Raw genomic sequence first — 13,820 nt, forward strand, 5'->3', positions numbered from 1 at the left:
ATAGAGGGCCCGTTTAAACGCGGGCCCTTTCTTTTTGGGAGTCACTGATGAATTCAACGATCTGGCTGGCACTTGGGCTGGTTTTGGTGCTGGAAGGGTTGGGCCCGATGCTGTTCCCGCAGGCCTGGCGCAAAATGATACTGGCAATGACCCAGTTTCCTGACGCGACACTGCGTCGATTTGGCGGTGGAATAGTGGTTGCGGGCTGTGTGATCTACTACATGTTGCGTACACACGCAGGCGTTTAAAGTTTAGCCTAAAAAATATGCAACCCTATGCTAAAAGTGCTGAAACTCACGAATTACGGTGGTAGAATCCATTTTTAAGCAACCGGTGATTTTTAAAATGGGTAAGAACGTCGTCGTACTGGGCACTCAATGGGGTGACGAAGGTAAGGGCAAGGTCGTAGACCTGCTGACCGAACGGGCTCAATATGTAGTGCGCTACCAAGGGGGCCATAACGCTGGCCACACTCTGGTTATTAACGGTGAAAAAACCGTCCTTCATTTGATTCCATCAGGTATTCTGCGTGAAAACGTGACCAGCATCATCGGCAACGGTGTGGTTCTGGCTCCAGACGCATTGATGAAAGAAATGGGTGAGCTCGAAGCGCGCGGCATCCCGGTACGCGAACGTCTGTTACTGTCCGAAGCCTGCCCGTTGATCCTGCCTTATCACGTTGCGCTGGATAACGCGCGCGAGAAAGCACGTGGCGCGAAGGCTATCGGTACCACCGGTCGCGGTATCGGCCCGGCTTACGAAGATAAAGTGGCTCGTCGCGGTCTGCGCGTTAGCGACTTGTTCAACAAAGAAACCTTCGCCGTTAAGCTGAAGGAAATCGTTGATTACCATAACTTCCAGTTGGTCAACTACTACAAAGTTGAAGCCGTTGATTACCAGGCGACTCTGGATTATGTGCTGTCTATCGCCGACATCCTGACGGCAATGGTTGTTGACGTGTCCGAACTGCTGGACGGCGCGCGCAAGCGTGGCGACCTGATCATGTTCGAAGGCGCACAAGGCACCCTGCTGGATATCGACCACGGTACCTATCCGTACGTGACCTCTTCAAACACCACCGCTGGCGGCGTTGCTACCGGTTCAGGTATTGGTCCGCGTTACGTGGATTACGTATTGGGCATCGTTAAAGCCTACTCTACCCGTGTGGGTGCAGGTCCGTTCCCAACTGAACTGTTCGACGAAACCGGTGAATTCCTGTGCAAGCAGGGTAACGAGTTCGGCGCCACTACGGGTCGTCGTCGTCGTACCGGCTGGCTGGACGCGGTAGCCGTTCGCCGTTCTGTACAGATCAACTCCCTGTCTGGCTTCTGCCTGACCAAGCTGGACGTGTTGGACGGCTTGAAAGAAGTGAAGATCTGCGTGGGTTACCGCATGCCTGACGGCCGCGAAATGACCACTACGCCACTGGCGGCTGAAGGTTGGGAAGGTATTGAACCAATCTACGAAAGCATGCCGGGCTGGAGCGACACCACTTTTGGCGTGAAAGAACACAGCAAACTGCCACAGGCGGCGCTGAACTACATCAAGCGTATTGAAGAGCTGACTGGCGTGCCGGTAGACATTATCTCTACAGGTCCAGACCGTAGCGAAACCATGATCCTGCGCGACCCGTTCGACGCATAATCTGGCTTTAGTGCAATAAAACAAACCGGGCGTGTCCCGGTTTGTTTTTATCCTGATTTTCCCCGATTGCGGTTTCACGTCCCAAAATCCTTTCTTTAACCTGTCCCAGAGCCAGACATACGCTAAATAATTAGCGGCGAACTCTCTGGCTGGTTTATTATCCAATAAGTAATCTTTTGAATAATGCCGGAAATCGGCGTATCAGACGGGTAAAATGATACCCAGAGGTAGATGTGCAGTTAACAAGTTTTACTGATTACGGCCTGCGGGCGTTGATCTACATGGCCTCGCTGCCACCGGACAAAATGACCAGTATCTCGGAAGTCACCGAGGTCTACGGCGTGTCCAGAAACCATATGGTAAAGATCATCAATCAGTTAAGCCGGGTTGGGTTTGTGACCGCAGTGCGCGGTAAGAACGGCGGCATCCGTTTAGGCAAACCGGCCGAAACCATTCGCCTCGGCGACGTAGTCAGGGCGCTAGAGCCGCTTTCGCTGGTTAACTGCAACAGTACTTTCTGCCACATAACCCCTGCTTGCCGCCTGAAACAGGTGCTCCAACAGGGCGTACAGAATTTCCTTGAAGAGCTGGACAGCCACACGCTGGCCGATATGGTCGAAGACAATCCATCGCTCTACAAGCTATTGCTTGTCGAATAAAGCGTCGCTGAGAAGACAAGGCTCAGCGGCACCCTGCTGATGACAACGGAGGAACCGCAATGTCACAAGATCCATTCCTGGAACGAGAAGCAGAAAAATATGAATCCCCAATCCCGAGCCGTGAATTCATTCTGGCCCATCTGGCGAAAAGAGAAACGCCGGCCAGCCGCGAAGAGCTGGCCAAAGAGCTGAATTTAACCGGTGAAGAACCGTTAGAAGCGTTGCGCCGCCGTCTGCGTGCGATGGAACGTGACGGTCAGTTAATATTTACCCGCCGCCAGTGCTATGCGCTGCCGGAACGTCTCGATCTGCTGCGCGGTACCGTTATCGGCCACCGTGATGGCTTTGGTTTCCTGCGTATTGAAGGCAGCAAAGACGACCTGTATCTGTCAGCTGAGCAGATGAAAATGGCAATCCATGGTGATGTGGTGCTGGCACAGGCAATGGCTGCAGACCGCAAGGGGCGTCGTGAAGCGCGTATCGTCCGTGTGCTGGTGCCGAAAACCAGCCAAATCGTCGGCCGCTTCTTTATGGATGCCGGTACCGGTTTTGTGGTGCCGGACGACAGCCGTCTGAGCTTCGATATCCTGATCCCGGCCGAAGCCGCCAGCGGCGCGCGCATGGGCTTTATGGTGGTGGTTGAGCTGACCCAACGTCCGACCCGCCGTACCAAGGCTGTGGGCAAGATCGTTGAGATCCTCGGCGATAAAATGGGCACCAGTATGGCGGTGGATATCGCTCTGCGCACCCATGAGATCCCGCATGTTTGGCCGCCACAGGTGGAAAAACAGGTTGCCGATCTTAGCGAACAGGTACCGGAAGCCGCCAAGAAAGGCCGTGTCGATCTGCGTCAGCTCCCTTTGGTGACCATTGACGGCGAAGACGCACGCGATTTCGATGACGCAGTCTACTGTGAGAAAAAACGCGGCGGCGGTTGGCGCCTGTGGGTGGCCATTGCCGACGTCAGCTACTACGTGCGTCCACGCACTGCGCTGGATGACGAAGCGCGCAACCGTGCTACCTCGGTCTACTTCCCATCGGAGGTCATCCCGATGCTGCCGGAGGTGCTGTCCAACGGCCTGTGTTCGCTTAACCCGCAGGTTGACCGCCTGTGTATGGTGTGCGAGATGACCATCTCCGCCCAGGGGCGCCTGTCGACGGCCAAATTCTATGAAGCGGTAATGAGCTCTCACGCCCGCTTAACCTACAACAAAGTCTGGCACATCTTGCAGGGCGATCAGGAGCTGCGTGAGCATTATCACCCGCTGGTCAAGCACCTGGAAGAACTGCATACGATGTACAAGGTGTTGGATCAGGCGCGCGCCGAACGTGGCGGTATTGCCTTCGAAACTGAAGAAGCCAAGTTTATCTTCAACGCCGAGCGTCGTATTGAACGTGTTGAGCCAACGGTGCGTAACGACGCCCATAAGCTGATTGAAGAGTGCATGATCATGGCGAACGTCGCCGCGGCACGCTTCGTTGAGAAGAATAACGAGCCGGCGTTGTTCCGCGTGCATGACCGTCCAAGTGACGATCATATTACTGCCTTGCGCAGCGTGTTGAGCGAACTGGGCCTGACGCTGGGCGGCGGTAACAAGCCGCAGCCGAAGGACTACGCCACTTTGATGGATGAAGTGTCCGAACGTCCTGACCATGAAATGCTGCAAACCATGCTGCTGCGTTCCATGAAACAGGCCGTCTACGATCCGGAAAACCGGGGCCACTTTGGCCTGGCGCTGGCTTCTTATGGCCACTTCACCTCACCGATCCGTCGTTATCCGGATCTGGCGATGCACCGCGCAATCAAATACCAGCTGGCTAAAGAGCACGGCGAGCCGAAAGAGCGCTGGACGCCAACCGGTGGCTGGCACAGCGAGTTTGAAGAAATGCTGCAGCTGGGTGAGCACTGTTCGATGGCCGAGCGCCGCGCTGATGAAGCGACGCGTAACGTTGCCGACTGGCTGAAATGCGACTTTATGCAGGATCACGTCGGGGAAGTGTTCAGCGGTATCATTGCCAGCGTGACCGGTTTTGGTTTCTTCGTCCGCCTGAACGATTTATTTATCGACGGCCTGGTGCACGTATCATCGCTGGATAATGACTATTATCGCTACGATAATATCGGCCAGCGTCTGATTGGCGAATCCTCCGGCGTGGTTTATCGCCTGGGCGATACGGTGGAGATCCGCGTTGAAGCGGTGCATATGGACGAGCGTAAAATTGACTTCGCTCTGGTCTCCAGCACTCGCAAGCCGCGTGGTGAAGGCAAAACTGAACGCGATCGCGCCAAGAATGGTGGCCAACGAACCCTGCGTGGCGGGGCTGGTGCAGGCCGCACTTCAGCGCCACGCAAACGTCGTGGTGGCAAAGCGCCTGCCAATTTTGAGCCTGACAGCGCCTTCCGTAAAGACGAAGCCAAACCCGCTGACAAGGTGAAGAAAGACAAAAAGGCGAAAGCCAAGAAAGTGTCCGACAAAACCCGGAAAATAGCGTCGGCGACCAAGGCCAAACGCGCCGGCAAGAAGAAAGGTGCTGAGCAGGCTTAAGCTGCCACACGTCATTATCACCGGCTGGCATACGCCAGCCGCACAGTTAAAAGAGCATCATGAGCGAAATTATTTACGGTATTCATGCCGTCAAGGCCCTGTTAGATAACGATCCGCAACGCTTCCTTGAAGTGTTTATTCTCAAAGGGCGTGACGATCGCCGCTTGCAGCCGCTGATCGCGGAGCTGGAAGCGACCGGGATTGTTATCCAGGTGGCGAACCGCCAGTGGCTGGATGAGAAGGTCGAGGGCGCGGTGCATCAGGGGATTATCGCCCGGGTGCGCGAAGGGCGTCAGTATCAGGAAAACGATTTGCCGGCACTGTTGGAAAGCGTGGATACGCCTTTCCTGCTGGTGTTGGACGGCGTGACTGACCCGCACAACCTCGGTGCCTGCCTTCGCAGTGCCGATGCGGCCGGTGTACACGCGGTGATCGTCCCGCGCGATCGATCTGCCCAGTTGAATGCGACTGCCAAGAAAGTGGCCTGCGGCGCGGCGGAAAACGTTCCGTTGATTCGCGTCACCAACCTGGCGCGTACCCTGCGTTTACTGCAGGAAATGAACGTCTGGGTCGTCGGCACTGCCGGCGAAGCCGATCACACTTTGTTCCAGAGCAAAATGACTGGCCCAATGGCGCTGGTGATGGGGGCAGAGGGCGAAGGTATGCGTCGTCTGACTCGTGAGCACTGTGATGAGTTGATCAGCATCCCAATGGCCGGGACGGTGTCTTCACTGAATGTTTCAGTCGCCACCGGCATCTGCCTGTTTGAAGCAGTACGTCAGCGCAGCTGATTTACCGATAAGGGCGCAGAATTTTGCGCCCTTATTACTTTCTCAATTCCCACCCTGTGATCTCACCTGCGGCAGAAATCCCCCTGACGACCATACTTACTCCTGACGCTTTTATCAGGGAGCAAGCCGATGGTCTGGAATACACACACCGTTTTTAATCAGCCGAAGCCGTTGGGGAACAGCAATCTTTTCCTGTCCGATACGCCACTGCATGAGGCGATACAGCGCGAGCAATCCGGTTGGGATGTGGAAGTGCTGGCTTCGTTGGGGCAGCAGTTGGGGACTCAGGAATCGCTGGAGCTGGGGCGATTGGCCAATGCCAACCCACCGGAGCTGCTGCGTTATGATGCCACCGGCCAGCGGTTGGACGACGTCCGTTTCCATCCCGCCTGGCACATCCTGATGCAAGGCTTGATCGCCAACCGTGTGCATAACCTGCCGTGGCAGGAGGATGCCCGTATTGGTTCCTTCGTGGCGCGCGCCGCGCGTTTTGTGCTGCATGCTCAGGTTGAAGCCGGCACCTTGTGCCCGGTGACCATGACCTTTGGCGCTATCCCACTGCTGCAGCGTTCTCTGCCGGCAGAGTTCCAATCCTGGTTAACGCCGCTGCTCTCCGATCGTTACGATGCGCATGTGCTGCCCGGTGGGCAAAAGCGCGGCTTGCTGATTGGCATGGGCATGACAGAAAAGCAGGGGGGTTCCGACGTGTTGAGTAATACCACCACGGCAACGCCGCTGGCTGCTCGTGGCCCGGGGGAGGCATACCGACTGGTGGGGCATAAATGGTTCTTCTCGGTACCGCAAAGCGATGCGCATCTGGTGTTGGCACAGGCCGAAGGGGGGCTGTCGTGCTTCTTCCTGCCGCGCATACTGCCGGACGGCACCCGCAATGCAATACGACTGGAGCGGCTGAAGGATAAGCTGGGCAATCGTTCCAATGCCAGCGGTGAGGTTGAGTTTCAGGACGCCAGCGCCTGGCTGGTGGGCGAGGAAGGGGATGGCGTGCGGCATATCCTGAAAATGGGCGGCCTGACGCGCTTTGACTGTGCATTGGGCAGCCACGGTTTGATGCGACGTGGGCTATCGGTAGCCTTGTACCATGCTCTGCAACGGCAGGCGTTCGGCAAACCCTTGATCGAACAACCGATGATGCGTCAGGTGTTGGCACGGATGGCACTGCGGCTGGAGGGGCAAACGGCGGCCTTGATGCGCCTGGCGCGAGCCTATGACAGCACGGGGGCCACGGCCCCCTTGGAGCAGGGGCTGTGTCGGGTGATGACCCCGGCGGCGAAGTTTGAAGTCTGCCGACAGGGCATTCCTTTTGTCGGCGAAGCGATGGAGGCACTGGGCGGTATCGGCTACTGCGAAGAGAGTGAGCTGCCGCGGCTGTACCGCGAAATGCCGGTGAACAGCATTTGGGAAGGTTCTGGCAATATCATGTGTCTGGACGTGATGCGAGCCTGGGGGAAGCTGCCGGTGGTACAGGAAGCCCTGGAGCTTGAATTTGGTGAGGTCAGGGGACAGAACCGTCACTTTGATCGCCAGTGGCGGCAGATGCTCCAGTTGATGCGCAAACCACAGGAGGAGCAGGGACGGGCAGTCACTGGCGTGTTATTCAATCTGTTCGCCGCGGCGCAGCTTCTGCGCTACAGTTCACCGCCGTTAGCGGAAGCCTGGTGCCAAATGATGCTCGATACCCGTGGTGAGCGGATATTACCAGACCGTCTGTGCGAGACGTTGTTTGCCCGAGCGATGGGAGGCTAGGGAAAACAGTAGCGCTACAGCGGAAAAAGCTTTTTAATTCAGCACTTGGCCCGTAAGGGATACTGACCTCTGACCAGGAAACATGACATGGATATTCTCAGCGCGTTGGCGGCATTCGCCTCTTATTTCTTCAGTGGCTTTGCCATGGTTCTGGTGTTCTTGTTTGTTTATACCCGCATTACACCGCATGACGAATGGGCGTTGATCAAGGCCGACAATCAGTCAGCCGCTTTTGGATTCGTTGGTGCCTGCCTGGGTTATGTGATCCCGCTGGCCAGCGCGGCGATCAACTCGGTCAGCCTGCTGGACTACCTGCTATGGGGCGTGGTGGCGTTGGTGGTACAACTGCTGCTGTTTGCGGCGGTGAAAATCTATATGCCGCGTATCAGCGACAAGATTGAGTCCAATCACGTCGCCGCCGGGATTTTCCTGGGGGGCGTGTCAATCAGCGGCGGCATACTGAATGCGGCCTGCATGACCTACTAAAGATAGAGTATTGCAAAGGCGCGCCAGCCGGGCTGATGCGCCTGTTCTTCCATCCGCAGGATCCGGTAATAGCTCGCCCCATGCTCATCTGCCTTGCGGGCAATCAATTGTTCTACATCCTGAGGCGAACCGGACAGGTTATTCAGGGTGATTTGTGCAATTTCGCTGAGTGGCGTAACGCGGTCTGCGGGTGCCAACTCAGCGGACTGGGCGTTGGCGCTGAGTAACCCCATTGAGAGCAGGAGGGCGGTGAGTGCGGCGGAGCGTGTCATGGCGTTCCCCTTGGTCGGATCCTGGACTCACGCCCGCAGGCTGCGGCGCGCTGACCGCCAGTGTGCAACAGCCAACTTCAGTCTGTGCAAAGCCAATGTAAATCTTATTAAAACTCCAGAGTTTACCGGTAAAGGATCGCCTGCGAATACCACTGGCCGGGAACCACGGTTTCACTGTTCATCATGATCATGTAATAGCGTGCGCCGCTGGCGTTGGCTTTCTTCTGAATTTCCGCTTCCACATCCATCGGACTGCCGCGAACCAGGGCGCTGGTGGTGCCCATTTTCACCAGACTGCCGGTTTGTGCCCGGGTTACCTCTTGTGCCTGCCCATTGGGTGCAGGCGGGGCTTTTGGCGTCGTGGTCATCATGCCACAGGCACTAAGCAGCGTGACCAGCGTCAGGGGCAGAAGCAGATGGGACAGTTTCATAGGGACCTCGACAAAACGGATAGCATGATTTCAGTGTAACTCATTATAAATTGGAACAGATTGAGCTAATGCTATTAAGCTCAAGTTTGCCATTATGAAGGCAAACAGCGACGCGGAGAAAAACGGATGATTGAAATCTATGACGAGCGGGTGGGCGACACTGCGGTGATCCACGCGGTGCCTGCGGGGCAATATCACCGACCATTGCCGACGGTATTTTTCTACCATGGCTATACCTCGTCGAAAGAAGTGTATGCCTACTTTGCCTATGCATTAGCCAGGGCAGGGTTTCGTGTGGTGCTGCCGGATGCCGATTTGCACGGCGAGCGTTTTGATGGCAATGAAGCAAAACGGCTGGCCGGTTTTTGGGAGATCCTTCGACGCAATATTGATGAGTTACCGGCGCTGAAGGCGCACTTTGAACAGCTCGGTCTGATTGCCGAGGGGCGCATTGGCGTGGGCGGTGCGTCAATGGGTGGCATGACGACATTGGGCAGCTTTGCCCGCTATCCGTGGGTGAAAGCGGCGGCCAGCCTGATGGGGGCCGGTTACTACACCTCTCTGGCACAAACGCTGTTCCCACCGCTGGATGAGCAGGGAAATCCTTTGCCGAGCGAGGATTTTGATGCGCGCATTGCTATGCTGGCGGATTACGGCCTGGAGCAGCAGTTGGAGAAAATTGCCGATCGTCCTTTGCTGCTTTGGCACGGTGAGGCGGATGACCTGGTGCCGGCGGCGGAAAGCCTGCGGCTGGCGACCGAACTGCGCCAGAGTGGCTGGGACCGTCAATTGACGTTACTCACTGAGCCCGGAGTCAAACACCGCATTACGCCACAGGCACTCAGTGCCACCGCCGATTTCTTCGTGCAATCGCTGTAAAAAAGCCCCCTGCAGGCAGGGGGCCGATGGTGACTTTCGCATTTTAATTTACTGTTTTAGGCGCGAGTTGCTTCCCTGGTACTGCATTTTCCTTAACGATACAGTTCGGCGCTGACGTGGATGGTGCTGTTGTTTTCAGGCTCATGCAGGGCAATAATCCGATAGGCGGTGGCGCCGCGCTGGTCGGCTATTTTGCTCACCTGGCTGGTGGCGTCATCCGGAGAAACCACATTCTGGTTCAGCGTGACGAAGCCAACGCTCTGACGTTGATCTGCCTGGTGTGAGGTGATCTCTGTCGCGGCCATGACGTTGGCAGAAAACAGTAAAGCAATGGCGGTAGCGATGGTGATGTGTTTCATAATTGCCTCTCTTAACTGTTTGCTTCAACGGCCTGACAGCCGGTGCCAGTGCAGCAAAAAGTTATTTATATGTATTGAATAACCTCAAATCTTTTTCGTCGCGCTGTCTGCGGCGGATAACTACAATTTTAGACCTTCCGGCAGGATTAAAAAGGCCGTCATTTTGATGACCTCTTTCAAAAAAAATGAACGAAATTCATGCGGCAGTGATGATTTTATTGAGAGATTTTTTCAACTGATGGATTTGTGTACATAGGTTTTACTGACAGCAAATCGTGCTATTTACGCATCCGCTTCGCATTACCGATAATAAGCCCCCTTCGCCCCTTGAGTTTTTCAGCCTGCGCAAGTATGATTACGCGTCATTTTTTCAGCCGCACACACATACACGTTCCTTGCTTCCATGGGCCGCGGTTGACCCTGACAGGAGGCTGAATAATCCGTAAGGAGCAATTCGATGCGTCATTACGAAATCGTTTTTATGGTCCACCCTGACCAAAGCGAACAGGTTCCGGGCATGATCGAGCGTTACAGTGCTACCATCACTAACGCTGCTGGTCAGATTCACCGTCTGGAAGACTGGGGCCGCCGTCAACTGGCTTACCCGATCAACAAACTGCACAAAGCCCACTACGTTCTGCTGAACGTTGAAGCTCCGCAGGAAGCGATCGATGAGCTGGAAACAAACTTCCGCTTCAACGACGCCGTTATCCGTAGCATGGTTATGCGCGTTAAGCACGCGGTAACTGAAGCATCTCCGATGGTTAAAGCGAAAGACGAACGTCGTGGCGATCGCCGCGAAGACTTCGCTAACGAAACCGCAGATGATGCTGATGCTGGGGATTCTGAAGAGTAATTTACCGTGACGGCTAATCGGCTGACGTTGTCTGGCACCGTGTGCAAGACGCCGACGCGTAAAGTGAGCCCGTCAGGTATTCCACATTGCCAGTTCGTGCTTGAGCACCGTTCAGTGCAAGTGGAAGCCGGTTTTACCCGGCAAGCCTGGTGTCGTATGCCGGTGATTATCAGCGGCAAGGCCCATCAGGTCATTACTCAAAGTATAACGGTCGGCACGCCTCTCACCGTTTCCGGTTTCATTAGCAGCCATCAAGGGCGCAATGGACTGAACAAAATGGTGTTGCATGCCGAGCAGATTGAATTGATAGATTCTGGAGACTAGCCTAATGGCACGTTATTTCCGTCGTCGCAAGTTCTGCCGTTTCACAGCGGAAGGCGTTGTTGAGATCGATTACAAAGATATCGCAACGTTGAAAAACTACATTACCGAAAGCGGTAAAATTGTCCCGAGCCGTATTACCGGTACTCGTGCAAAATACCAGCGTCAGCTGGCTCGCTGCATCAAGCGCGCTCGCTACCTGTCCCTGCTGCCATACACTGATCGTCATCAGTAATCGGCCGCCGTCTATTAACGACTTTAAGAGGATAAGGTAATGCAAGTTATTCTGCTTGATAAAGTAGCAAACCTGGGCAGCCTGGGTGATCAAGTTAACGTTAAAGCGGGCTACGCCCGTAACTTCCTGGTACCACAGGGCAAAGCTGTTCCTGCTACCAAGAAAAACGTAGAGTTCTTCGAAGTACGCCGTGCAGAACTGGAAGCCAAACTGGCTGAAATTCTGACTGCTGCTGAAGCTCGCGCAACCAAGATCAACGAACTGGGTTCAGTCACCATCGCGTCTAAATCAGGCGACGAAGGTAAACTGTTCGGCTCTATCGGCACCCGCGACATCGCTGACGCAGTTACTGCGGCAGGCGTTGAAGTTGCCAAGAGCGAAGTTCGTCTGCCGAATGGCGTTCTGCGTACCACTGGTGAACACGAAGTTCAGTTCCAGGTACACAGCGACGTATTCGCACAGCTGAATGTAGTTGTGGTAGCAGAAGCTTAATCGCTGCTGCTCACCAAGTTAAAACGCCAGCCTTGTGCTGGCGTTTTGCTTTTCTGCGTCAGGTAAATCGCGTTACCCTGTTATCACCTTGAGTGATGAGCAGCGGCAAATGGCAGAGATTAACTTACAGCGTGTGTATGATTTTACTGGCCCGGCGCCAGTGAACTGCTATCTGATAGATCGGCTGTGGCCGCGAGGCGTCAGCAAGCAACGGCTACAGGGCGTGCAGTGGTTAAAGCAGGTGGCACCGGATAACGCACTGCGGCAGTGGTTTCATCAGCACCTTGAGCAGTGGGAAGAGTTTGAAAGCCGCTACCGACGGCAGCTGGCGGAAAATGACGCCTGGCAGCCGCTGGTGGCATTATTACGGCAAGGTCAGCCCCTGACCCTGCTTTATGGTAGTAAAGACACACAGCACAACCAGGGCGTCGTGCTGCGCGACTTTCTGTTGGCGCAGTTAGCCGATTAACGCTCGCGGCGATAGCTGCCGTCTGCCTGACGGCGGAATAACACCTGCGTATTATCAGCGGTGGTGACGGAGAGCGCGGTGATCACGCCGTTAGTATCACGTTCAATCCGCACTTCCTGGCCGGCTTTCATGTTACTGAGCGGCTTGTCATTACCCTCCACCTGCGCCATGGCGAAGACTTCGTTCACCGGCAGGCTGTTGTCGCGGAACAGTTGCGCCAGTGTCTGGCCCGGCTGGATCTGGAAGCGTTGCCAGTTGCCCGCCGGTTCAGGTTCGGCAGCGTGCTGTTGCAGAGAATCATTTTGCAGATCGGCCCGCAATGGCACGCTGTTATCCTGCTGGGTAACCGGGAAAGGCTGCCCGCTGTTCTGTGAAGAGTAAGGCCATAGCAACGCCAGCAGCAGGATGATGCCGAAAATCAGGGTCCAGCGGCGGTGAAAATAGGGTAATGGCTCCATCCAACTGAAACCGTCCGGCAGATGCCAGATCTTCAGCAGTAACGCTTTGATACTTTGCCCCTTACCGTTTCCCGGTGGTTGTTCTGAATCCGGATCTTCTACCGCCTCTGGTGCGGAGCCTGGTTTCAGGCGCTGGCTGAAATTCAGCCAGGTGCGCAGCAATGGCTGGTAGATACGGGTGGTTTTCCTTCTCCTGGGCGAGATTCTGCCCATGGTGACCTCTCTTCAACGGCGTAAAATATCAGGGTACAAAAGTCTGTACCGACGTCCCGATGCTCTTGTTTCAGTATAGTCCGCTAACTGATTGAAGTGAAAGGCAGCAGCAAACCCATGCCTGTTGCGGCAGGCAATTCGCCTGGGGCGCGGGAGCGGGCGTTAACAGGAGGTTATTGTTTCTTTTTCTACGACAAAAGTCATCATTCTCCACACAAGATTTTACCCGGCTTTACGGCGCTGTTATGCTGCGCTTTCGACTTTTTAAAGACTAAAGGAAAACCCCATGACAACCCCTTCTTTTGACAGCGTTGAAGCTCAAGCGAGTTACGGGATTGGTTTACAGGTCGGCCAGCAGTTGCAAGAGTCCGGTCTGGAAGGTTTACAACCGGAAGCTTTGCTGGCAGGTTTGCGTGACGCGCTGGAAGGGAATGCCCCGGCGGTTCCGGTAGACGTGGTTCACCGTGCGCTGCGTGAAATTCACGAACGTGCCGATGCTGTGCGTCGCGATCGTCAGCAGGCGATGGCCGTTGAAGGTCAGAAATTCCTGGAAGACAACGCCAAGCGTGACGAAGTGACGCTGACCGAATCCGGTCTGCAGTTCTCCGTGTTGGAGCAGGGCGATGGCCCGATCCCGTCCCGTCAGGATCGCGTACGTGTGCATTACACCGGTCGTCTGATTAACGGCGACGTGTTTGACAGCTCTGTAGAGCGTGGCCAGCCGGCAGAATTCCCGGTCAGCGGCGTGATCCCAGGCTGGATCGAAGCGCTGACTCTGATGCCGGTCGGCTCCAAATGGCAGCTGTACATCCCACACGACCTGGCCTACGGCGAACGTGGTGCAGGCGCATCCATCCCGCCATTCAGCGCGCTGGTGTTTGACGTAGAACTGCTGGAAATTCTGTAAGTCACCGCAGCATTTTTCAAGGGCGCCTTAACGGCGCC

At 55.4% G+C, this 13,820-nt stretch carries 18 protein-coding genes; 14 read left to right on the forward strand and 4 right to left on the reverse strand.

The features are described 5' to 3' along the window. Positions 1-47: 47 nt before the first annotated feature. From OCH02_RS16030 to OCH02_RS16060, 7 genes are all read left to right on the forward strand, one after another. On the forward strand, positions 48-248 hold the full coding sequence (locus tag OCH02_RS16030) for a DUF2065 domain-containing protein (RefSeq protein WP_017891360.1): 201 nt from the start codon (positions 48-50) through the stop codon (positions 246-248). 97 nt (positions 249-345) lie between these two features. After that, entirely contained in the window at positions 346-1,644 is a 1,299-nt protein-coding gene (locus tag OCH02_RS16035; RefSeq protein ID WP_012004899.1) for an adenylosuccinate synthase, read from the forward strand. A 233-nt stretch (positions 1,645-1,877) separates the two neighbouring features. Further along, entirely contained in the window at positions 1,878-2,303 is a 426-nt protein-coding gene (gene nsrR / locus OCH02_RS16040; RefSeq protein ID WP_012004900.1) for a nitric oxide-sensing transcriptional repressor NsrR, read from the forward strand. Between the two features lie 59 nt (positions 2,304-2,362). Next, positions 2,363-4,849 carry a ribonuclease R gene (rnr, locus tag OCH02_RS16045; RefSeq protein ID WP_135314831.1) on the forward strand — a complete coding sequence of 829 codons (2,487 nt, stop codon included), beginning with the start codon at positions 2,363-2,365 and terminating at the stop codon, positions 4,847-4,849. Between the two features lie 59 nt (positions 4,850-4,908). Next, positions 4,909-5,640, forward strand: a complete 732-nt coding sequence (gene rlmB / locus OCH02_RS16050) for a 23S rRNA (guanosine(2251)-2'-O)-methyltransferase RlmB (RefSeq protein ID WP_012004902.1) — start codon at positions 4,909-4,911, stop codon at positions 5,638-5,640. Positions 5,641-5,769: 129 nt separating this feature from the next. Continuing rightward, positions 5,770-7,404, forward strand: a complete 1,635-nt coding sequence (locus tag OCH02_RS16055; protein WP_261432061.1) for an isovaleryl-CoA dehydrogenase — start codon at positions 5,770-5,772, stop codon at positions 7,402-7,404. Positions 7,405-7,491: 87 nt separating this feature from the next. Continuing rightward, entirely contained in the window at positions 7,492-7,890 is a 399-nt protein-coding gene (locus OCH02_RS16060; protein ID WP_012004904.1) for a DUF350 domain-containing protein, read from the forward strand. Here the strand turns inward: OCH02_RS16060 and OCH02_RS16065 are convergent. After that, positions 7,887-8,162: a DUF1471 domain-containing protein gene (locus OCH02_RS16065; RefSeq protein WP_261432062.1), complete on the reverse strand. Its 276-nt coding sequence runs from the start codon at positions 8,160-8,162 to the stop codon at positions 7,887-7,889. The two genes, OCH02_RS16060 and OCH02_RS16065, sit on opposite strands and share 4 nt — an antisense overlap. A gap of 122 nt (positions 8,163-8,284) precedes the next feature. Beyond that, positions 8,285-8,593 (reverse strand): biofilm peroxide resistance protein BsmA, encoded by a 309-nt coding sequence (gene bsmA, locus OCH02_RS16070; protein WP_261432063.1) that lies wholly within the window; start codon positions 8,591-8,593, stop codon positions 8,285-8,287. 126 nt (positions 8,594-8,719) lie between these two features. Between bsmA and yjfP the strand changes: the two genes are divergently transcribed. Further along, on the forward strand, positions 8,720-9,472 hold the full coding sequence (yjfP, locus tag OCH02_RS16075) for an esterase (RefSeq protein WP_261432064.1): 753 nt from the start codon (positions 8,720-8,722) through the stop codon (positions 9,470-9,472). A gap of 92 nt (positions 9,473-9,564) precedes the next feature. Here the strand turns inward: yjfP and OCH02_RS16080 are convergent, their stop codons facing one another. Beyond that, positions 9,565-9,831, reverse strand: a complete 267-nt coding sequence (locus tag OCH02_RS16080) for a DUF1471 domain-containing protein (protein WP_012004908.1) — start codon at positions 9,829-9,831, stop codon at positions 9,565-9,567. Positions 9,832-10,288: 457 nt separating this feature from the next. Between OCH02_RS16080 and rpsF the strand changes: the two genes are divergently transcribed. The 5 genes from rpsF (at position 10,289) to OCH02_RS16105 (ending at position 12,204) form a co-directional block, all read left to right on the forward strand. Beyond that, entirely contained in the window at positions 10,289-10,687 is a 399-nt protein-coding gene (gene rpsF, locus OCH02_RS16085) for a 30S ribosomal protein S6 (protein ID WP_006317459.1), read from the forward strand. Between the two features lie 6 nt (positions 10,688-10,693). Further along, positions 10,694-11,011 carry a primosomal replication protein N gene (gene priB / locus OCH02_RS16090; RefSeq protein WP_261092195.1) on the forward strand — a complete coding sequence of 106 codons (318 nt, stop codon included), beginning with the start codon at positions 10,694-10,696 and terminating at the stop codon, positions 11,009-11,011. A gap of 4 nt (positions 11,012-11,015) precedes the next feature. Continuing rightward, complete coding sequence (rpsR, locus tag OCH02_RS16095; protein ID WP_002210155.1) at positions 11,016-11,243, forward strand: 30S ribosomal protein S18; 228 nt, start codon at positions 11,016-11,018, stop codon at positions 11,241-11,243. 39 nt (positions 11,244-11,282) lie between these two features. Next, a complete protein-coding gene (gene rplI, locus OCH02_RS16100) occupies positions 11,283-11,735 on the forward strand; it encodes a 50S ribosomal protein L9 (RefSeq protein ID WP_012004910.1) in 453 nt (150 codons plus the stop codon). A 109-nt stretch (positions 11,736-11,844) separates the two neighbouring features. Further along, entirely contained in the window at positions 11,845-12,204 is a 360-nt protein-coding gene (locus OCH02_RS16105; RefSeq protein WP_261432066.1) for a DUF488 domain-containing protein, read from the forward strand. On the opposite strand, the gene OCH02_RS16110 is transcribed toward OCH02_RS16105, so the two are convergent. Beyond that, entirely contained in the window at positions 12,201-12,875 is a 675-nt protein-coding gene (locus OCH02_RS16110) for an OapA family protein (protein ID WP_261432067.1), read from the reverse strand. The two genes, OCH02_RS16105 and OCH02_RS16110, sit on opposite strands and share 4 nt — an antisense overlap. 286 nt (positions 12,876-13,161) lie before the next feature. Here OCH02_RS16110 and fklB point away from each other — a divergent pair, with 286 nt between their 5' ends. After that, complete coding sequence (fklB, locus tag OCH02_RS16115) at positions 13,162-13,782, forward strand: FKBP-type peptidyl-prolyl cis-trans isomerase (protein ID WP_012004913.1); 621 nt, start codon at positions 13,162-13,164, stop codon at positions 13,780-13,782. The last annotated feature ends 38 nt before the right edge of the window (positions 13,783-13,820 follow it).

This window comes from Serratia quinivorans, from assembly GCF_946227985.1.
In the GTDB taxonomy this organism is placed as follows: Bacteria; Pseudomonadota; Gammaproteobacteria; order Enterobacterales; family Enterobacteriaceae; genus Serratia; species Serratia quinivorans_A.